The sequence below is a fragment of the Candidatus Nanosynbacter sp. TM7-074 genome, assembly GCF_041006295.1.
In the GTDB taxonomy this organism is placed as follows: domain Bacteria; phylum Patescibacteriota; class Saccharimonadia; order Saccharimonadales; family Saccharimonadaceae; genus Nanosynbacter.
The window spans coordinates 623849-642146 of record NZ_CP158487.1; the positions used below are offsets into that span (position 1 = coordinate 623849).

The 18298-nt window shown below is 43.6% G+C and carries 23 protein-coding genes and 2 tRNA genes; 10 read left to right on the plus strand and 15 right to left on the minus strand.

The window, feature by feature from the left end; translation table 11 throughout:
• Positions 1–26 precede the first annotated feature (26 nt).
• The 3 genes from TM074_RS03355 (at position 27) to TM074_RS03365 (ending at position 735) form a co-directional block, all read left to right on the plus strand.
• Positions 27–102 (plus strand) — tRNA-Ile (locus TM074_RS03355).
• An 87-nt stretch (positions 103–189) separates the two neighbouring features.
• Entirely contained in the window at positions 190–615 is a 426-nt protein-coding gene (locus TM074_RS03360; protein ID WP_369000285.1) for a hypothetical protein, read from the plus strand.
• A gap of 43 nt (positions 616–658) precedes the next feature.
• Positions 659–735 (plus strand) — tRNA-Met (locus tag TM074_RS03365).
• A 56-nt stretch (positions 736–791) separates the two neighbouring features.
• Here TM074_RS03365 and TM074_RS03370 read toward each other — a convergent pair.
• The 3 genes from TM074_RS03370 to TM074_RS03380 form a co-directional block, all read right to left on the minus strand.
• Positions 792–1232, minus strand: coding sequence for a hypothetical protein (locus tag TM074_RS03370; protein ID WP_369000286.1), 441 nt, complete (start codon positions 1230–1232; stop codon positions 792–794).
• A 135-nt stretch (positions 1233–1367) separates the two neighbouring features.
• Positions 1368–1574: a hypothetical protein gene (locus TM074_RS03375; protein ID WP_082001355.1), complete on the minus strand. Its 207-nt coding sequence runs from the start codon at positions 1572–1574 to the stop codon at positions 1368–1370.
• 67 nt (positions 1575–1641) lie between these two features.
• Complete coding sequence (locus tag TM074_RS03380) at positions 1642–2307, minus strand: hypothetical protein (protein ID WP_369000287.1); 666 nt, start codon at positions 2305–2307, stop codon at positions 1642–1644.
• Between the two features lie 83 nt (positions 2308–2390).
• On the opposite strand from TM074_RS03380, the gene murC reads away from it, so the two are divergent.
• Positions 2391–3641: a UDP-N-acetylmuramate--L-alanine ligase gene (gene murC, locus TM074_RS03385; protein ID WP_369000288.1), complete on the plus strand. Its 1251-nt coding sequence runs from the start codon at positions 2391–2393 to the stop codon at positions 3639–3641.
• On the opposite strand, the gene TM074_RS03390 is transcribed toward murC, so the two are convergent.
• A complete protein-coding gene (locus tag TM074_RS03390; protein WP_369000289.1) occupies positions 3638–3985 on the minus strand; it encodes a nucleoside triphosphate pyrophosphohydrolase family protein in 348 nt (115 codons plus the stop codon). The genes murC and TM074_RS03390 overlap by 4 nt on opposite strands.
• 22 nt (positions 3986–4007) lie before the next feature.
• Entirely contained in the window at positions 4008–4652 is a 645-nt protein-coding gene (gene trmB, locus TM074_RS03395; protein WP_369000290.1) for a tRNA (guanosine(46)-N7)-methyltransferase TrmB, read from the minus strand.
• A 24-nt stretch (positions 4653–4676) separates the two neighbouring features.
• On the opposite strand from trmB, the gene TM074_RS03400 reads away from it, so the two are divergent.
• Positions 4677–5579, plus strand: a complete 903-nt coding sequence (locus TM074_RS03400) for a mechanosensitive ion channel family protein (RefSeq protein ID WP_369000291.1) — start codon at positions 4677–4679, stop codon at positions 5577–5579.
• A 1-nt stretch (position 5580) separates the two neighbouring features.
• Here TM074_RS03400 and TM074_RS03405 read toward each other — a convergent pair whose 3' ends face one another.
• The 4 genes from TM074_RS03405 to TM074_RS03420 are packed head-to-tail and all read right to left on the minus strand — an operon-like array spanning position 5581 to position 7015.
• Positions 5581–5925, minus strand: a complete 345-nt coding sequence (locus TM074_RS03405) for a hypothetical protein (RefSeq protein ID WP_369000292.1) — start codon at positions 5923–5925, stop codon at positions 5581–5583.
• The gene (locus tag TM074_RS03410) at positions 5918–6460 is read right to left on the minus strand and encodes a hypothetical protein (RefSeq protein WP_369000293.1); all 543 of its coding nucleotides are present in this window, start codon (positions 6458–6460) and stop codon (positions 5918–5920) included. Before TM074_RS03410 ends, TM074_RS03405 begins: the two co-directional genes overlap by 8 nt.
• A gap of 41 nt (positions 6461–6501) precedes the next feature.
• On the minus strand, positions 6502–6771 hold the full coding sequence (locus TM074_RS03415) for a YtxH domain-containing protein (RefSeq protein WP_369000294.1): 270 nt from the start codon (positions 6769–6771) through the stop codon (positions 6502–6504).
• Between the two features lie 22 nt (positions 6772–6793).
• Positions 6794–7015, minus strand: coding sequence for a hypothetical protein (locus TM074_RS03420; protein ID WP_039327806.1), 222 nt, complete (start codon positions 7013–7015; stop codon positions 6794–6796).
• Between the two features lie 240 nt (positions 7016–7255).
• Here TM074_RS03420 and TM074_RS03425 point away from each other — a divergent pair, with 240 nt between their 5' ends.
• Genes TM074_RS03425 through TM074_RS03435 form a run of 3 tightly spaced genes read left to right on the plus strand, consistent with a single transcriptional unit; the run spans position 7256 to position 8962 of the window.
• A complete protein-coding gene (locus TM074_RS03425) occupies positions 7256–7711 on the plus strand; it encodes a VIT1/CCC1 transporter family protein (RefSeq protein WP_369000295.1) in 456 nt (151 codons plus the stop codon).
• Positions 7712–7767: 56 nt separating this feature from the next.
• Complete coding sequence (locus tag TM074_RS03430) at positions 7768–8769, plus strand: glycoside hydrolase family 5 protein (RefSeq protein WP_369000296.1); 1002 nt, start codon at positions 7768–7770, stop codon at positions 8767–8769.
• A gap of 16 nt (positions 8770–8785) precedes the next feature.
• Positions 8786–8962 carry a hypothetical protein gene (locus TM074_RS03435; protein ID WP_369000297.1) on the plus strand — a complete coding sequence of 59 codons (177 nt, stop codon included), beginning with the start codon at positions 8786–8788 and terminating at the stop codon, positions 8960–8962.
• A 53-nt stretch (positions 8963–9015) separates the two neighbouring features.
• On the opposite strand, the gene aspS is transcribed toward TM074_RS03435, so the two are convergent.
• Positions 9016–10857, minus strand: coding sequence for an aspartate--tRNA ligase (gene aspS, locus TM074_RS03440; protein WP_369000298.1), 1842 nt, complete (start codon positions 10855–10857; stop codon positions 9016–9018).
• A gap of 49 nt (positions 10858–10906) precedes the next feature.
• Between aspS and TM074_RS03445 the strand changes: the two genes are divergently transcribed.
• Positions 10907–11713: a restriction endonuclease gene (locus TM074_RS03445; RefSeq protein ID WP_369000299.1), complete on the plus strand. Its 807-nt coding sequence runs from the start codon at positions 10907–10909 to the stop codon at positions 11711–11713.
• Between the two features lie 14 nt (positions 11714–11727).
• Here TM074_RS03445 and TM074_RS03450 read toward each other — a convergent pair whose 3' ends face one another.
• On the minus strand, positions 11728–12729 hold the full coding sequence (locus TM074_RS03450; protein ID WP_369000300.1) for a CBS domain-containing protein: 1002 nt from the start codon (positions 12727–12729) through the stop codon (positions 11728–11730).
• A 53-nt stretch (positions 12730–12782) separates the two neighbouring features.
• On the opposite strand from TM074_RS03450, the gene TM074_RS03455 reads away from it, so the two are divergent.
• Positions 12783–13475, plus strand: a complete 693-nt coding sequence (locus tag TM074_RS03455; RefSeq protein ID WP_369000301.1) for a DsbA family protein — start codon at positions 12783–12785, stop codon at positions 13473–13475.
• 351 nt (positions 13476–13826) lie between these two features.
• On the opposite strand, the gene TM074_RS03460 is transcribed toward TM074_RS03455, so the two are convergent.
• The 4 genes from TM074_RS03460 to TM074_RS03475 form a co-directional block, all read right to left on the minus strand.
• Positions 13827–14747, minus strand: a complete 921-nt coding sequence (locus TM074_RS03460; RefSeq protein ID WP_369000302.1) for a CorA family divalent cation transporter — start codon at positions 14745–14747, stop codon at positions 13827–13829.
• 59 nt (positions 14748–14806) lie between these two features.
• Entirely contained in the window at positions 14807–15721 is a 915-nt protein-coding gene (locus TM074_RS03465; protein ID WP_369000303.1) for a magnesium transporter CorA family protein, read from the minus strand.
• Between the two features lie 78 nt (positions 15722–15799).
• The gene (gene arcC / locus TM074_RS03470; RefSeq protein ID WP_369000304.1) at positions 15800–16750 is read right to left on the minus strand and encodes a carbamate kinase; all 951 of its coding nucleotides are present in this window, start codon (positions 16748–16750) and stop codon (positions 15800–15802) included.
• Positions 16751–16753: 3 nt separating this feature from the next.
• On the minus strand, positions 16754–18298 hold the full coding sequence (locus tag TM074_RS03475; protein WP_369000305.1) for a YfcC family protein: 1545 nt from the start codon (positions 18296–18298) through the stop codon (positions 16754–16756).

The following is an 18298-nucleotide window of genomic DNA, read 5'->3' on the forward strand; positions in this document are numbered from 1 at the left end:
CTCTGATGCGCTATAATAAGCTCTACGGGGGCGTAGCTCAGGGGTTAGAGCAGTCGGCTCATAACCGATTGGTCGCTGGTTCGATCCCAGCCGCCCCCACCACAGACTGAACTTGAAATTGATAATCATAAGATGAATATTTTTATTATTCCTGCTACAATATTATGTGGTAGCCATTAAATTTGTAAAATGAACAAACTAAAACTCAAACGATTAATTTACAGGGTACAGCACGATTATTTAACTTTAAATAATATTGTCATTGCTGTGGCTGTTTTAATTGCCATGAGCTGGGCTTGGGGCTCTATTGAATCAATGCAAAAAAATTACGAGCTGCAGCGCACTATTGAGAATAAACGCCAGCAAGTAGAGATCGAGAAGCTACAAGTTTCCCTACTGGAATATGAGTCAAAATACTACCAAAGTGAAGAGTATCAAGAACTAACCCTCAGGCAACGAACTGGCAAAGGTCTCCCTGGCGAGAAGCAACTAATCACTCAGTCATTTGAAGATGCGGCTGCTGCAGAAAAACCCACACCAAACACTGTAAGAACCGACAGTAATTTCCAACAATGGATGAACTTTTTGTTTGGCGGGAATAGCCGCAGACGCTAACTTGTTGCAATTATTATGCCAACCTGATATTATAACTAGGTATCGCGGGGTAGAGCAGCCTGGTAGCTCGTTTGGCTCATAACCAAAAGGTCGTAGGTTCAAATCCTACCCCCGCCACCAAGAAAAATCCCTCTTCTTTCGGAAGGGGGCTTTTTCTTTTAGGTTACTTGCATACACTAAAACAATTCTCCCTGACGCTCACCCCAAGAAGCCTTAGCGGACTCAATCATATCTTCCGGCATTTGACGGCTTGAGCTTTCAACTGAAGACTTCCCATTCTCCCGATTCTTCCTCGCACGCTCCAGAGCCTTACGTGCCAAAGCTGCGCCTCGTCTATTTATCTCTCTTTGCTCCTCGGATAGTGAGACTCTTCCTGGCTTAGGACACATTAGATCAGATTCAGACGGCTCTCCATAAGGCCTATGTCGACTTCTGCGCCACAAACCTCTCATATTAGGCCGCTTTCCGCTACTCGATAAACCACCACTACACTCAGGTCGATCGCCATCAACACTATATCCGTAATCATAATAAGTGCCACAGCCCTGATCAACACGTCGATCAGCCTCGCCTTCGGGCGTATTATCATATACCGGCAACATCGGAGTTTTTTCCACAATTGTATTATACCATAATCATTAAAAATAATCAACATAATCAAAAAACTCCCCTGCTATTTTGCAGAGGAGTTGTGGCACCTGTTTGTTTGGTTATACTATATCACCAAACACGCTTATGGTGCAAGCAAAAGACTATTTCTTCTTAGAGATTGTCAAGAAACCGTTGCGTGGATTTTCTTTTACAATACGATCTTCTGGCAAATCACATGGAGTGCCCTTCTCATTCTTCTCAACCTTAGCGAAGAAATAGATGGTTTGAGTCTTGCCGCCGCGCAAAGTTACGTCAGTCTTATGCAAGTAGTATGTGATGCCCTTTGAATTGGTGTGCTTGTAAGCCATTTGGTTATGTACCTCCTATTAATGCTATACCTATATAGATTACTATCTCTATATCACCCCTGTCAAGCTAAAAAAGCTTATTTCGTTGCTTCAACATTAATTTTAATACGCCCAAGATAACTAAGCGTACTATAATAATCACGGCGATCAGTATTGTCACCAACAGCGACCATCCAGCAAAGTCGGCAGACCACACCGGTGATACAAACGTATGATAATACGGTTCAGTCGAAGGAGCTTCAAACTGTAGATTAGCAACCTTAGCGGCAGGATACTTCTCCCACTCTTCATTAATACAATTTATGTATCTTGGGTCTGCCTGTGTCGTAAATCTACCATAGCCACCCTGCTGAGCCTTGGCATCGCAGACGGAACGAACTTTTGAAACCGTATCGTTATTTGATCGATTTTTAATTGCCTCTTCAAACTCTTTTAGCTTCTGATCATATGCTCGCTTGTAGGTATGATCTAAGGCTATTTTGCCCGGATGAGCATTCATATGCATTGAAACGTAACGCTGCAAATCGTACATACGCTGCTGAAGACTAACTATGTCACCGGTTTTGTCAGCATTCTCTACAGATTCTCGCCGCTCCACCATGCCAACATTATTAAGACGAAGAAATGTTGCCGAAATAAAAGAAGACATGACTAATAAAATGAGCAACTGCCAAGTCTTAATTTGACTGAGCCGCTTAATCCTAAATTTAGTCTTTCTCTTATCTATTGCCATCCCACCATCTTCTCTCTAATTTTAGTATATCAAATTATCTAAACGACGAGAACCTACTCAGCTTACAGTGCTATAATAAAGTTATGAGAATTTATTTTTCGGGAATTGGTGGTGTTGGCATCGGTCCACTTAGTAGGATTGCCTTAGGGGCAGGTTATGATGTCTGCGGCTCCGATAAATCACCAAGTCTTATCACTGATGAGTTAGAAGTAGCCGGCATAGCTATTTCCTTTGATCAATCTGGTGAATATTTACAGTCAGAACATAAAAAGGCGCCTTTTGACTGGTTCATCCATACCGCCGCATTACCCGATGATCACCCAGAGTTAGTTTTAGCCAGAGAATTAGGTATAAAAACCAGTAAGCGCGACGAACTATTGGCGCAGATAATTGCCGATAAAGATCTCAAGCTCATTGCAATTGCCGGCACCCACGGGAAAACCACCACCACAAGCATGTTAGTTTGGGTGATGCAGCAACTGCAAATTCCCGTCAGCTATTCCGTTGGCTCGACATTAAGCTTTGCGCCAAGTGGAGAATTTGATGAAAATAGTCAATTTTTCGTGTACGAGTGTGATGAATTTGATCGCAATTTCTTACATTTTTCTCCGGAAATTAGTTTAATTACCTCTGTAGATTATGACCACCCCGACACATATCCAACAGAAAAATCTTATTTAGAGGCTTTCCATGAATTTGGCGAAAAATCCAAAAAAATTATTGTCTGGCAAGAAAACTCCACCATATTTAATCCAAAAAACCTAATCACTTTAAGTAGCGCCAACCAAAATATTACTATACCTGGTAAACATAATCGAAAAAATGCCACACTGATAATTGAAGCGTTAAAGCACATGTCCACATCCGCCAATAAGTCAGAAATATATCAAGCAATTAATTCTTTTCCAGGATCAGGTCGCCGCTTTGAAAAATTGGCCGACAACTTATACTCTGATTATGGTCATCATCCAATTGAAATTCGCGCGACATTACAAATGGCCCGAGAATTATCAGACCAGGTAATACTAGTATATCAACCACATCAAAACGTACGTCAGTATGAAATAATAGACCAATATACCGCGGACATTTTCTGTGATGCTAATGAAATTTACTGGCTACCAACCTACCTGACTAGAGAAAATCCAGACCTACCGATTCTAACACCACAACAACTCGCCAAAAATATTAACCCAGAAAAACTTCATTTTGCCGAGCTTGATGATAATCTGTGGCAAAATATCACTACAGCACAAGAATCAGGAAAACTAGTCCTCTGTATGGGCGCAGGTACAATTGATGGCTGGATTCGCGAACAACTAGCTAAAAGTTAACGATCATCACCACTACCATGAATCTTTCCGCGACTCTGACGACTAAGTAGTTTATCGTTATTTTTCCGCGCCACTTCTTCTAAGCTACTGCCAAGCAGATGAGATATAGAATTAATATACCAGAGTGCATCACCCAGCTCCTTAATGATTGCGGCACGATCATCATCAGAGATTTTGCCATCTTTGTCTCGCAATATTTTCTTAAATTTCTCCATTACTTCACCAGCTTCACCGCTCAACCCCAAAACCTGAGACATTAGTCTAGCATCAACATCACCATACTGATGAGAATCTTTGTCTGTCAATGTAGAAAGTGCTTTTGCTGAGTAGTCGTTAAATTTCATAAAACTCCTTAATTTTAGTATATTAGCCGCGCACCGCTTTTACAAAATTGATAATTCTACCCTCACTCAGCCAACGCTGTTCGTAGGCGGTAAGGATTTTGTAATCTTCGCCGAGATCTGACTCGTGCAAATCAAAGGTCAATTCTTTCAAACGCCAACCTTCAGTAACCAGCTGCTCGAGACTCCAATTGAAAAAGTCAGGATTATCGTGTTTGATAATTAACGACCCATCGGCACATAGCAACTCGGCATAAGTTTTCAGAAAATGCGGATGCGTCAAACGACGTCCAGCACTGCGCTTTCGCGGAAACGGATCAGAGAAAGTCAGCCAAATAGCATTTAGCGAGTTGGGCGTAAACAACTCGCCAAGCTGATCAGCCCGGGCCCTAACAAAAAACACATTATTAAGCTGGTGAGCCTCCGCTTCCCGCGCACCTTTCTGCAAGCGATCGCCCTTAACGTCGACCGCCACAAACACCTGTTCCGGATGACGGGCCGCTAACTCCACTATAAACATACCGTTACCAGCACCAATTTCCACCACATCAACCTGGTGCGGCACCCATTCATCAAACTCAAAGCATAGCGGCGAATTATGAAATAATGCAAACTTATATTTCTTACGTTTACGTGTAATAATAAACTGATTTGGATCGACAAAACTCATATTTTACATTATACTAAATCAATAATGGATAAGCTTATAAAACAGTTTTTGGACTCTTCTACTTTGGGGCAATGGTTACACGGCAATAACATGGGCTGGTTAATTAGCGAGCGTATTATTGACACCCTAAGCGTTGTTGTTGGCTCCGTTTTTGTCTACTTTATCGTAAAATATTTACTTTCTTCGGCGATACATTATTCCATTCGCTCCACCGCCAAACATCGCTCTTGGCATCGTAAAGACATGGAAAAACGCGAGAAAACTCTCATCCAACTAACGCGTAGTTTTTGGCGAATTATTATTATTTTTTACGTCATGGCAATTATCGCCAATAAGTTGTTCTCATTTGATTTATCTCCGCTATTCGCCAGCGCTGGCATTATTGGTGTAGCCTTAGGATTTGGCGCTCAGTCGCTGGTTAAGGATTTTCTATCGGGAATTTTTATCATTGCCGAAAACCAATATCGTGTTGGCGACGTGGTCGACGTCATGGGAGCAGCTGGCACAGTCGAGAGAGTAGGTACTCGCACCACTGTTATACGCGACTCTGGCGGTAATGTTCATTACGTGCCCAACGGCACAATCCAGCACGTCATCAACAAAACGATGGGCTATAGCATGTCGCGATTTAGTATTTATATTGACCCCAGCTCTGATATATCTGAGGTTACACACATTATTAATTCTACTGGCGAAAAATTAGCCAAAGAAAAAGCTTGGCAAAAGAAAATTATTGATCCACCTAAATTTGTTTCTGTCGGTGACATTACTGGGCGAGGCACAGAATTAATTATTGCTGGAAAAACTCAGCCATCCGACCAATGGGCAGTAACTTCTGAAATGCGTCATCGCTTGCTGCAAAACTTTGACCGCGAAGGAGTCCTTCTGGCAACGCTGCCAACACCAACACCAATAATTAAAAAATAGTTTAGTTACTACGCAGACCCAATTCTTTGTCACTGAGCACATCGTTAGAAAATGCTTTGATTTTGCTGACGTTGTCTACTTCCTTATCATATATACCCAGGAAGTCTTTTAGTGTACCCTGATTAACCTGACCCTGGGCGTCAAATTCACGACTCTTCTCATTAGCATCTTTACTTATCTGCTTTCGACGTGACGAATATTCAGGACGACTCAAATCCAAACGATAAGCATCAGTTTTATAGTATGTAAACATGGCCACCAGGACCAAAAAAACAGAGATAGTAATTGTTAGCCCAATAAAAGTCACAAACTTATACTGACACAACAAGTCTTTTAGCCTATCCATTTTGGCCTCCAGAAATTGAGCCCTTAACGGCCTGAACCTCTTCCCTATACCTAATCAACAAATCATTCATCGTCTTTATGTCTTCAGACAAGCGATTTCGCGCGTCTCTGGCAGCAATCAACTTTTGATAGTAATCCGCTACATTATCTAGGCAACTAGCTCGCTGCAATTCGGTCATTGCTGTATCATAATCATTATAATTACTATTAAACTTAAGTCGCGCTGACTCAAAATTATTAGTGATATTGACTAATTTAGAGCTATCCAGCTTGTTAATGGCTAGCCTACCGTTTAATCTGGCCATCAGTTTAGTAGAAATAGAATTATACCTTTGACCAACATTAACCCTAGTTAATGCGTCATTGGTGTGAATATTCTTAACAGCCACTCGCACAGAACTACAGTTTTGACGAAGTGCTTTAGTAATTTCTGAGTCAATACTAACATCCACTGATTCAGCCAAAACTGTCTGTGGTGTGATTAGCAGACTTGAAGCAACTAAAAAAGACGCGAGATAGAAAGTGGTTTTTCTCATCACTTAATATTATCTCACGTCTTCTTGAATATAGTCAAATATTACTTAAATCGCTTTTCAACGTTACCCTTAACGTCTTTCGCAGTTTCCGTGACAGCATCGCCTACTTTTCGGGAACCAACTTTTAATGAATCAACGCTATCTTTAGCTACCGCAGCCGCCTTACCGGCAACTTTTTCCGTGTCAGCCTTCAGTTTGATAGCCTTCTTCTTTAAATCCTTACGAGTCTCCTTACCGCTCTTTGGCGCCGTTAAAATTCCTGCTGCAAAACCTGCTGCTGCTGCACCGATAATTGCTAATACTTTTTTCATATTGCTACTCCTTTTTATTTAATTATTTTTTACGAAACAATCCTGATATTTCACTAAAAACTTTTGTTGGTGACAACCATTCGGTCGCACTGGCAACATTTGTCGTAATTCTGCCAACACTCTTCATGATTGCGTTAATCCTTACCAACAGGGTAATAACTACCACCAGCAACGCCACGATAATAACAGACAATAACCCGACTATGATCGATAATAAGATTATGGTTGTTTGAATATCTTCCACGCCTTGCCTTTCTGTAAAAGTTTATATTTCTTATTTTTATTGTAGCATGCTTTACTAATTTGTTTGTATTAGATAATCTAACTATTTGACTATAGCATAAGCTTATTAAAATGTCAATAGCCCAATCTTCGAACAAAGTTACTGTAGTACAGTAATACGGTTATGTAAAACTTTATTAAAAAGTACATTCCAGAATTTGTCTATGGTGCAGTCGATGGCACCGTAACAACATTCACGGTCGTGGCAGCCTCAGCTGGAGCTGGAATTTCCAGCGCAGTGATCCTTATTTTAGGTATTGCTAATTTAATTACCGATAGATTCTCAATGGGATCCAGCGCCTACTTAGCGGCAAGCGCTGAACATGATGAGCTGGTTCATAATAAGGAAAAGCGGTCCTCATCAAAAATAATAGGACTAATGACATTTTTAGCCTTCGTCATAGTTGGCAGCGTACCGGTCCTGCCATACTTAATTGATGTTATAGCAAACCTAAAAATTTCCAGCACAACATTATTTTACGTTAGCTCAATATTAACTGCTGTCGTATTCGTATTAATCGGCTTCATTAAAGGAAAGGTCAGCGAGCAATCGCCGTGGCGATCATCCGTAATCACTCTAACGCTAGGTGCAATTGCAGCTGGTTTGGCTTACTTTGCTGGTGATATTTTAGCATCTTGGTTAGGTGTTCGACTATAACCCTCCAGCCATCTACTTTGGCAGAAAATCCAGATTATTCATGATACAGTAGAAATATGAGCCATCACTCCTCCTCGCCTGCCATGCCCGGTGTCAATCTGGGCGGTTGGCTAGTGCTCGAACGATGGATGACGCCAAGCGTATTTGCCGGAACGGACGCGACCAACGAATATGAACTGTCTCAAACCGTAGACGGCCAGGCGCGTATCCAGCAGCATCGACAAACATTCATCCAGGAAGCTGATATCAAGTGGCTGGCGCACGCTGGCGTGCATTTGATACGGCTGCCGATTGGTTATTGGGTTCTCGAGGATCAGCCGCCGTATATATCAGCAAAGCCGCAGCTTGACTGGCTGATGGACATGGCTCGGCAGTATGATTTACAGGTTCTGCTCGACCTCCACGCCGCACCTGGTGCTCAAAACGCCAGCGACCACAGCGGTAGTGGCAACACCGGTAGCGTTCAATGGTATCAACGCGTCAATCAGCAAAAAACCACACAGACACTGCTGGATATTACCGGTGAATACGGTGAGCATCCCGCGCTGTGGGGTATCGAACTACTCAATGAACCACTAGTAACGACACGACGCGAACGGTGGCGACTGTGGTGGTGGACACACAAAACGAGCCGGAAATTGCGTAGTAAATTGCCGCCTCATGTGCGCATCGTGGCATCTGATTGCTACCAGCCAGCCTGGTGGTCGGGGCGCGTCGGGTCTAACACGCTGGATATACACCATTACCAGTGCTTTTCCGATGCGGATAATCAAGCGACATCGCTAACTCACCACCGTCAGGTGCTTGACCAACGGTCTGACGAGTACCGCGATTATGCCCAGCAGCAGCCGCTGATCATTGGCGAATGGAGTGCTACTTTGCCGCCAGGCATTGCTAGCGACGACACCGAATACGCTCACTGCCAATCGCAACTTGCCGTACCAGCAAACGTCGATGCTTGGTTTTACTGGAGCTACAAGACCGAAAGCCTCGGGGCTTGGAACTTTCGTGATTGCCATGCTAAGGGGTGGTTTGACGGTATGCTTAGCTCGCGGTAGATGGTATAATGGATATATGTCTTTTCCTAAATTAATTTACAGCATCGCAGTCCTGGTTATTATCGCTTGGGTATTGAGCATGGTGTTTCGCCTTGCCGCCTGGTTGATCAATGGGTTGCTTTACGTTGCAGTTCTGGTTGTTATCATTGGTCTTGTTGCACAATTTATCAGCCAGAAAAAGCGGCAAAAATAATTCCACCTACCAGTTAACATGATCACGGCAGATTTACTCCGCCGTGATGTATCTTATAGTCCTAATTCTCGTAGCTGCGCTGGATCGACTGTTGACGGTGAATCCATCATCACGTCAACACCAGAGCCGTTCTTTGGAAAAGCTAGGGTCTCGCGGACGTTCGTTTCGTCGATGAGCTCCATGAGGATGCGGTCAACACCAAAGGCACAGCCAGCGTGCGGCGGCGCACCGTATTTGAAGGCATTTAGCATGGCGCCAAATTTTTCCTCAACATAGGATTCACTAAAGCCAAGCAGGTCAAATACTTTATATAGCACTGCAGGATTGTGGTTTCGCACACCGCCGGAGCAGATTTCGTAGCCATTCATCACCATGTCGAATTGATCAGCCACGATGGCGAGCTTGTCGGCGTCAGTCTTGGCCGACTCCAGCGCCTGCAACCCGCCCTTTGGCATACCAAATGGGTTGTGCCCAAAATCAAGCTTCTTGCCGTGATCATCCCATTCATAAAACGGAAAATCAATAATCCAAGCCAAGGCCACCACGCTCGGGTCTTTCAAGTTGAAATGGGTAGCAAATTCGTTGCGCAGACGACCAAGTACGGCGTTGACGACTGAGCGAGTGTCGGCGCCGAAGAAGACAACATCACCGTCTTCAGGTTTCATTGTATCTATAAGCGATTTACGTTCTCTGTCTGACAAGTGTTTTGCCACTGGCGAAATCGCATCATAGCCATAAAAATCACTACTAGTGATCGGGATTGCATATCCCTGTGCCTCGTCAGGGTGTTTTATTTTAACATATTTAATGTAGGGCAAACCGCCCGCCCCCTCACTCTTGGCAATGTCGGTGAATTGATCAATTTGCTTGCGGCTCAAAGAAGCGCCGTTTTTCACGCAAATCGCCTTGATACACTCAGCGTTTTTGAACACGCCAAATTCAGTTTCGGCAAATACGTCGGTCAATTCAATCAGCTTCATACCAAAACGTAGGTCTGGCTTGTCCGAGCCATATGTCTCCATGGCGTCGCGGTAGGAAATGCGCGGAATTGGACTGCCATCACCAACAGGCAGGTCACTCAAATCCAGCAACTTCTTACCCGCGAAATCGGTCGCGAACTGACACATCAACGGCTCAACTTCCTGGCGGACTTCCTCGCCGTCTTCAACGAAGCTCATCTCCAAATCCAGCTGATAAAACTCGCCGTACAGTCGATCAGCTCGCGGATCTTCATCGCGAAAACACGCCGCCAACTGGTAATACCGCGGCACACCGCCAACCATCAGCAGCTGCTTGAACTGCTGCGGCGCTTGCGGCAGAGCATAGAACTTATTTTCCTGCAACCGGCTGGGGATCAGAAAATCACGCGCACCCTCGGGGCTGGAATTTGCCAAAATCGGCGTCTGAATCTCGATGAAGTCCCGAGTATCCATATACTGATGCATTCGCCTATACATTTCAGCACGCTTTTTCAGCATCTCCTGCATCTTCGGGCGGCGCAAGTCGAGGTAGCGATACTTAAAACGTAAGTCCTCGCCTGCCTGATTCTCCTCGGCAAATGGCTGGATTGGCAAGGTTTCAGCACGATTGAGAATCTCCAAACTCTCCACCACAATTTCTACATTACCACTGGCGATATTTGGATTTTTCAAACCTTCGCCACGCTCAGTCACCACACCGCTAGCATGAATCACAAACTCATCACGCAAGCTTTCCGCCAAACGAAACGCTTCCGCCCTATCAGGATTAATCACCAGCTGCACCAGCCCAGTATGGTCGCGCAGGTCAATAAAAATCAGTCCACCATGATCGCGACGTGAGTGTACCCAGCCCGCCACGGTAATCATTTCCCCAACTTTCGTTGGTGTATCAATTGCAAAAGTCCTCTGTTTCATATCTGTTTATTATACCACAGCGACAACAGTTTTATGCTATAATCGCCCTATGGATAGCTATACGGTGGGCACTGTAGTCATCTTTTGTTTAATTACGTGGATCATCGCCAGTCCTTTTGTAGTGTTTTATTATCATAAACGATATATCACAGCCTACCGGGAGCTAGAGGAATTACGCCAGGAAGTATCGCCCGCAGTAGATATCCAGTTAACCCAAATGTCTGCTTCGGAAGGGGCACAATCAACGAACAAGCAGCCCATTACCGAGAACAGGTCTACTCCAACCACACCACTCAGCGACCATGAACTGCTCACCAAAATTCGCTCCATGTCGCCGTATAATTTCGAAAAATACATCGCTCAATTATTTGAACATTTTGGCTATTCGGCTGCAACCACTCCGTATAAACGCGACGGTGGCATCGACATTGTATTATACAAAAACGGCGTCCAAAGTTATGTCCAATGTAAAAAGTATATTAAACAAATTGTCAAAGTATCCGAAGTGCGTGATTTTTATGGTGCAGTTGTTGATCATTTACACGGCGGCGAGGCATTCTTTGTCACGACAAACATCTTCTCATCGGACGCGCGAAGATTTGTAAAATATTCTACCAATGGCAACAAAATACGGCTTATTGATAACACGGGACTACTTACCATCATTCGCGCCCTTGAAGATAAAGGTGTCGTAATACCAATTCCTGACGTATCAGACATATCTCAAAAAATTAAACCATGTCCACGCTGTCGTGGCGGTCATCTGGTAATAAGACACAGCAAAAATAATCATTCACCATTCTACGGATGCTCGAATTATCCCGAATGTCGATACATGCAAAAAATAGACTCTTAAGCAATATCCGCGCTCTATAAGCTGTTAGTGCTGCGATTTTTACGCTCAATAACCTTACAAAGGCCTTCCTCGGAGTCAAATTCATTATCTATCTTACGGCCAAACAATTCCTCCATAACATCACCCAAACTCAGTAAACCTACCGTTTCTCGAAGTTCATTAATAACAATAAAAAGATGATGCTGTGTTTTTAAGAATGCGGCCAAAGCGTACTGTAGAGTCTGAGCTTTATCTATATAGTAAACATCTCTACTCATAACTTTTTCTGCACGATGAGATTTTGACTTGCGATCAATTGTTAACAAATCTTGAATCCTTAACATGCCAACTATATGATCAATATCACCTTGGATAACCGGAAATCGACTATAGCCTTTTTTATGAAGATCATCTAAAGCAAGCGGCCCAAGAAACTCATCCACCGGCACCGCCTCGATCATACTTCGTGGCGTCATCACACTCTCAACCCTCATATCGTTAAATTTTAGCCCACTATTAATCAGCTTCTTTTCGTTAGCAGAGAAAACTCTACTCGACCGAGCAACTATCTCCAATAGCTCATCCTTCGACTCAACTACACGACTACCATTTACCATTGGCGAAACCGAACGAATTAGCGAAAACAATAATTGATGACGTTCAATAATCGCTAAGATTTGTGATTCATATTTTTCATATAACTGCTGTGAATATTTTTGCCACAAACGGATCCGCGCCACTGCACCGATTTCAAGAGCAATTATCATTGATGATATGAGTCCAATTGTCCAGTGAAATAAATTGACACTAAGAACTGTTAAAATAACCAGCAGTAAAGACGCCGACGCTCGTTGCAAAGAAATTATATCGCATAAGAATTTTTGCTGCCGCAAATAAATATCAGCTTTTTTGTCGCCCTTTTTACTTCGACGTTGCAGTTCAAATTGACTGTGCGACGGCATATTTGGTTGGACCCCCATCACAATCAACAACGTCGCTAAAACAGCTAAATATCCAATAATTAGCATTATCATCATAGTTTTATTGTACCGTATTTCGTGCTATACTTGCTAGAGTAAACGGAGGTAAAATGAACAAGAAAAGCTGGATAATTTTCTCAATTATTGTAATAGCAATTGTTGGCGGAATGATTTATATTTCAACACAAAATCGACTCAATGTGAGCGATATCACAAACGATCAGTTGAACACAGCAATAGCCGCAGAGTCCCGAAACGGCAACATTGCCGACCATGAAATTGGCAGCAAGAGCGCTAAGGTGACTATTGTTGAGTACGCGGACTATCAATGTCCTGGCTGTAGCGCTGCTGCACCAAAAACTGAAGAAATTGCAAAAAAATACAAGGATAATGTGCAACTTATCTTCCGCAACTTCCCAATTGCTGGCTCACACCCAAATGCACGAGCTGCCGCAGCCGTCGCTGAAGCCGCTGGACTGCAAGGAAAATTCTGGGAGATGAATAGTCTCTTATACTCTAGCCAGGACGCCTGGAAGAATGCCAGTGCCACAGAGCGCGACACGATATTTAGGTCATATGCAGAAAAATTAAACCTCAACATTGATCAGTATAAAATCGATGTTGCCAGTAACAAGGTTAAGAATAAGATTGACTTTGACATGGCATTAGGGCGCAAACATGGTGTTGCCGCCACTCCAACCTTCTATGTCAATGGAAAAAACACTGAAATGGATAGTTCAGGCTCAATTGAATCGTCAGTAAAAGAAGCGCTTAAAAAGGCTGGCGTAGAAATAAAAGATTAATACTATTTGACGAAAAACCAAAATCCCGCTCCGGTGCCTTGGAGCGGGATTTATTTATAGTCGTCCCTATTCTATTATGAGAGCGACTGCACTTTTTATTGTGCTATGTATGTTTGCCATTCGGCAGGCACCACATCCACCGCGATCTTTTTGCGCCGGGATGACACAAACTTGATTGCTATTGGCATGTGTTTTGCACTCCTTATTATTATGTGCAGCCCCACGCGCTTCGACCTTTATCACTTATATATCAGCAATTTAATGCTTCGGCGCGAGACACATCAACAATGGTACCAAACGTCTATTGGTACGTCAAGCAAAAACATTTTAAAATGCCTACTTATTTATATATTAGAATAAGCGAATTCGCTTGGCAATAACCATAACAAGTAAAATCAACAACACTGTAAAACTGGTAATTACTGGATATGCCCAAGGCTCCCCCTGAAACGGCAAGGCAATATTCATTCCATACATACCATAAAAGACATTCGGAATTGCCAGCAGAATAGTAATAGCTGTTAAAACTTTCATTCGCTGATTCAAAGTATTATTAGCCACGGTTGAATAGGCATTTTGAATACTGGATATGGTGTGCGCGCTGGAGCTAATTGCTACTAAAATCTGCTTGATATGTAAATCAATATCCGCCAGCGCTTCTAAATCTCGTGTTTTAAACAAATGACGGCGATTCTCCATCAGCTGCGCAACAACATGAGATATTCCCTCCAGACTGCTTTGATACTCATTAAGTGTATCTTCAATTGCTACAAATTTAATGAAATCAGCATTCTCCACCTCGCGACGACTTAGACGCCGCCGAGCATCAGCAATCTTCTCCGTTAACAAATGTACGCGTTGTTCATATTGGGCAATAATATAGGCTAGATTTGCAGCAAAAATCCCCGCTGGCCGCTCAGTGGTGCTAAATAAATAATCACTAATTTCTAGAGGCGAGAATTTAGCATACGGCGATATTGTAATATAATGACCGCCCGAAATCGCAATTAAAAATGGCACCGTTTTGCCAGAATCAGTTCGTCCAAACGGCATGCGCGTAAAGACATATTCAACACCATCAGAGAATTCTGCTCGAGGAAGTTCATGAATATCAAGCACATCACGCACTACATTCGTAGACAGTGATAAAGCCTTAGATACACGAACAGCATCAAAACTGCCGCCCAAGTGAATCCAGCCATTTTTATGCATTCGATTAACTTGCGTCAGCTTCTCGGTCAGTGATCTGCGCTCAAAATAACCCACCACCATAAAAAAATTATAATATACATAAGCTATATTAGCAATTTAGACTCGAGGTGACGCCCGCGCTACCTACGCCTTAAGAAATAATATCCCACAACAACGGCCAGAGCCATGCTAATTGCGGCAATAATCCAAAACATCACTGGATTATCAGCTCCTGGAACTGGTACGTTCATACCGTATAAACCAGCAATCATCATCGGGATAGTCAAAGCTACCGTAATTACCGTTAGAAGACGAATCGTCTCATTAAGTCGCGTGTCCATCACTGCTCGGTAGCTATCGCGAACATTTGTAATAGTCCTCAATAAACTTTTACATCGCGCAATTACCTGCTCTAAATCAATCGAAATGTCTTCAACATCTTCCTTGTCATCTTCCTTCAGACGCAGTTTTTGGGTCGCCAAAAGGCGCTCAATTGCCCAGTTCATCGGAATGAGAGCATCTAAATAATCGTTCAATTTGCGTTCGTATTCGGCCAACGTCGCAATATCATTAACTCTCAATGTATGAATATTATCCGTAGCAGCACGCATTTGACGGTTAATCGTTGCCACCCGCCTCTGGTATTGAGTTGAAATTGCCTCAACCATGGCAACCAGAAGCTCAATTTGCCGATCAGTTCTAATTCGCGTCTTATCAATAAACGGCTGCCATAAACGCCCCAAGCTATCCCGCGATAATGTCACGAGATAATCTTTATTCAGACAAAATAATATTGGCGTAGTAAAATCATTAAAATCATCATCTGTATCTGGTAGACGGGCAATTAGATACGTCCAGTCATTATCAAATTCAATACGCGGCACCTCGTGTGGATCAAGCGCATCACTAATTAAATCCTCGTCCAGACCTAACGTCAATAGCTGAGCCACCTCCTCCTCGCTCGGACGCTCACAACGCACCCAAGAGCCAGCACGCAATTTTTCTTGCGCACTAATCACCGAGTCGTTACTTGACGAGCGAAGATACTGTAACATAATTTCTATATTATAGAATAAAATATCCATAAACACAAGAAAACCTGCCCTATTGACAGGAATTTCTTGTGTGTATTATTACGATTTAATTATCGTTCCAGCTGAGCCGTTGATTGCTTCAGCAGTTTTATCTAACGAGGTAATAATTGACGTGCGGCCCGGCTTGCCATTTAAGAACGCCAGCGCCGCCTGAGCTTTTGGTAACATCGAACCTGCCGCAAACTGACCATCGTCAATGTGTTTTTGAAGCTCGTCCACTGAGACCCCACCCAGAGATTGTTCATCTGGCTTACCAAAATTAATCTTAGCGGCGTCAACCGAAGTCAGAATTAACAATGTATCAGCTTCTAAAAGGTCCGCCAATTTGGCTGCACCGAAATCCTTATCAATAACTGCTGCGACGCCTTTTAATTGACCAGTTTCATCCTGCAAAACAGGAATGCCACCACCGCCAGTTGATACGACTGTGACTCCAGCATGGACTAGCGCTTTAATCACGTCGGCCTCAACAATCGTCTGAGGTTTTGGTGAAGGCACAACTCGTCGCCAACCACGACCAGCATCTTCTTTCACCGTATAGCCCCGCTCACTAGCGACAGTTTTAGCTTCCTCTTCCGAATAAAACGGACCAATTGGCTTAGTCGGGTTTTGAAAAGCTGGATCGCTTAAGTCAACAATTGTCTGCGTTATAACACTGATGGCGCGATTATTCATTTGATTAACCTTAAAGGCGTCATGCAGAGCTTGCTGCAACCAGAATCCAATCAGACCCTGACTCATAGCGCCAGAATCCTCCAGAGGTAAACTTGGCACATCAGTCGTGTTGATTGCTTCTTCATGCAGAACAATGTTACCGACTTGCGGACCATTGCCATGAACAATCGCCACATTATGACCCGCCTGGATAAGTGGCAGAAGTTGACGAACTGTCTCATCAGCCACCCGCTGCTGCTGCTCAGACGCGGCTTCGCCCTGCCGTTGCAGGGCGTTACCACCGAGCGCTACTACAATAGTACGCTTCTTATCCATACGTTACAGCGCTCCAAAGATTGCAATAACTACAAGGCTGATGACGGCAAATACTGCCATAATCGGAGCCGACCGCTTCAGCCAGTCGCGATATGAAACGCCAGCCAGTGCCAAACCACCCATCAATGAAGCAATAGTTGGCGCCATCATATTGATGAGGCCTGATGCCGTAGCAAAGGCTGCCACCATGACTTCTTTGCTTGAGCCAACCAGGTCGGCAATTGGCGCAATAACCGGCATGGTTGCTGCTGCCAAACCTGATGATGATGGTACGATGAATGACATTGGCAAGTAGAACAGATACGCCAGCACACCAACAACACCACCGCCAGCATCTTTCAGGAGCGCTTCACCCCAGCTGATGATAGTATCTTGGATTTCACCGTTAGTCATCACAACAGAAACACCGGTTGCTACTGCGATGATCAAAGCAACTGGCAAGATATCTTTCACACCATCAATGAAGGTGTCAACTGGGAAAATACCCTCCTTCTTAAACTCTTTATAGTAAATTGCGGTTATTACAATAGTTGACATCAAGAACAGTGTAGTGATTTCGCCAAACAGCCATTCACCAAAGGCGGCACTATGAACCACACCGAGCGCTGCACCGATAACTGGTAAATCTGAAGCTCTCTTAAACACGTCGTCAAAGAAAGTAATTTCCCAGCTCCCCCAAGGAATCAGCGAAAGAACCATCAGGATAAATGTGATAGCGAATACGCCCATGACAACTTTTCGTGGGGTAGTTAGTTTTGGTATGTTTTCCATATCTAGAGCAGCCGTAGCTGGCTTATAACGAACATCCTCCTTATATTTGCCAGCCTTCACTTTTGCCGCGTAGCGCATAGTGAAGATAATTGCCGCAATCAGACACAGTAATAAAATGATAGACATAATTGGAATTACACTACCTAGCTTTACGTCTGCTGTTGCAGCTGCAGCACCAGTAGAGAATGGGTTAATGGTTGAACCGAGCACACCCGTACCGGCACCAAGCACAATCACCATCACACCAGTCATTGCATTGTAGCCAGCAGCAATCATCATTGGTATAACTAGTGCGTAAAACGCCACTGTTTCTTCCTGCATGCCGTAAGTTGTACCACCGATAGCAAATAGCGTCATCAAAATTGGAATGAGCCATTTTTCTTTACCCTTAAGCTTGCGAAGTAGCGCACCAAGAGAAGCATCAAGAGCACCGGTCTTCATGGTAACGCCCAAGAATCCACCAAGCACCATGACGAAAACAATCACATCAAGCTTATTCGTCATGCCTTTAATCGGCGCAGTGAAGACATCCCATAAACCTTGTCGATCATGCTTGTCGACTTCAGTCTCTTTACCATCCTTCTTTTCCTTGACAGTACGATCTTTATTTACTACATGATACGACCCCGCGATACGATTGCCATCATCATCTGTCTTATAAAGACCTGATGGGATAACCCATGTTAGTGCTGCCATGATTGCGATCACGACAAATAAAATCGTAAAAGCCGACGGCGATCGAAGCTTCTGCTTTGCTTTTTTAATTTTTTCTACCAT

What these genes read in the sequence shown, in the direction of transcription:
- TM074_RS03375 (WP_082001355.1), bottom strand. Translation starts at nt 1,574, where the DNA reads ATGGCTTACAAGCACACCAATTCAAAGGGCATCACATACTACTTGCAT.
- TM074_RS03415 (WP_369000294.1), bottom strand. Translation starts at nt 6,771, where the DNA reads ATGAAAAAAGTATTAGCAATTATCGGTGCAGCAGCAGCAGGTTTTGCA.
- TM074_RS03400 (WP_369000291.1), top strand. Translation starts at nt 4,677, where the DNA reads ATGGATAAGCTTATAAAACAGTTTTTGGACTCTTCTACTTTGGGGCAA.
- TM074_RS03390 (WP_369000289.1), bottom strand. Translation starts at nt 3,985, where the DNA reads ATGAAATTTAACGACTACTCAGCAAAAGCACTTTCTACATTGACAGAC.
- TM074_RS03460 (WP_369000302.1), bottom strand. Translation starts at nt 14,747, where the DNA reads ATGGTGGTGGGTTATTTTGAGCGCAGATCACTGACCGAGAAGCTGACG.
- trmB (WP_369000290.1), bottom strand. Translation starts at nt 4,652, where the DNA reads ATGAGTTTTGTCGATCCAAATCAGTTTATTATTACACGTAAACGTAAG.
- TM074_RS03360 (WP_369000285.1), top strand. Translation starts at nt 190, where the DNA reads ATGAACAAACTAAAACTCAAACGATTAATTTACAGGGTACAGCACGAT.
- TM074_RS03405 (WP_369000292.1), bottom strand. Translation starts at nt 5,925, where the DNA reads ATGGATAGGCTAAAAGACTTGTTGTGTCAGTATAAGTTTGTGACTTTT.
- TM074_RS03435 (WP_369000297.1), top strand. Translation starts at nt 8,786, where the DNA reads ATGTCTTTTCCTAAATTAATTTACAGCATCGCAGTCCTGGTTATTATC.
- murC (WP_369000288.1), top strand. Translation starts at nt 2,391, where the DNA reads ATGAGAATTTATTTTTCGGGAATTGGTGGTGTTGGCATCGGTCCACTT.
- TM074_RS03445 (WP_369000299.1), top strand. Translation starts at nt 10,907, where the DNA reads ATGGATAGCTATACGGTGGGCACTGTAGTCATCTTTTGTTTAATTACG.
- arcC (WP_369000304.1), bottom strand. Translation starts at nt 16,750, where the DNA reads ATGGATAAGAAGCGTACTATTGTAGTAGCGCTCGGTGGTAACGCCCTG.
- TM074_RS03450 (WP_369000300.1), bottom strand. Translation starts at nt 12,729, where the DNA reads ATGATGATAATGCTAATTATTGGATATTTAGCTGTTTTAGCGACGTTG.
- TM074_RS03380 (WP_369000287.1), bottom strand. Translation starts at nt 2,307, where the DNA reads ATGGCAATAGATAAGAGAAAGACTAAATTTAGGATTAAGCGGCTCAGT.
- TM074_RS03475 (WP_369000305.1), bottom strand. Translation starts at nt 18,298, where the DNA reads ATGGTAGAAAAAATTAAAAAAGCAAAGCAGAAGCTTCGATCGCCGTCG.
- aspS (WP_369000298.1), bottom strand. Translation starts at nt 10,857, where the DNA reads ATGAAACAGAGGACTTTTGCAATTGATACACCAACGAAAGTTGGGGAA.
- TM074_RS03455 (WP_369000301.1), top strand. Translation starts at nt 12,783, where the DNA reads ATGAACAAGAAAAGCTGGATAATTTTCTCAATTATTGTAATAGCAATT.
- TM074_RS03465 (WP_369000303.1), bottom strand. Translation starts at nt 15,721, where the DNA reads ATGTTACAGTATCTTCGCTCGTCAAGTAACGACTCGGTGATTAGTGCG.
- TM074_RS03410 (WP_369000293.1), bottom strand. Translation starts at nt 6,460, where the DNA reads ATGAGAAAAACCACTTTCTATCTCGCGTCTTTTTTAGTTGCTTCAAGT.
- TM074_RS03430 (WP_369000296.1), top strand. Translation starts at nt 7,768, where the DNA reads ATGAGCCATCACTCCTCCTCGCCTGCCATGCCCGGTGTCAATCTGGGC.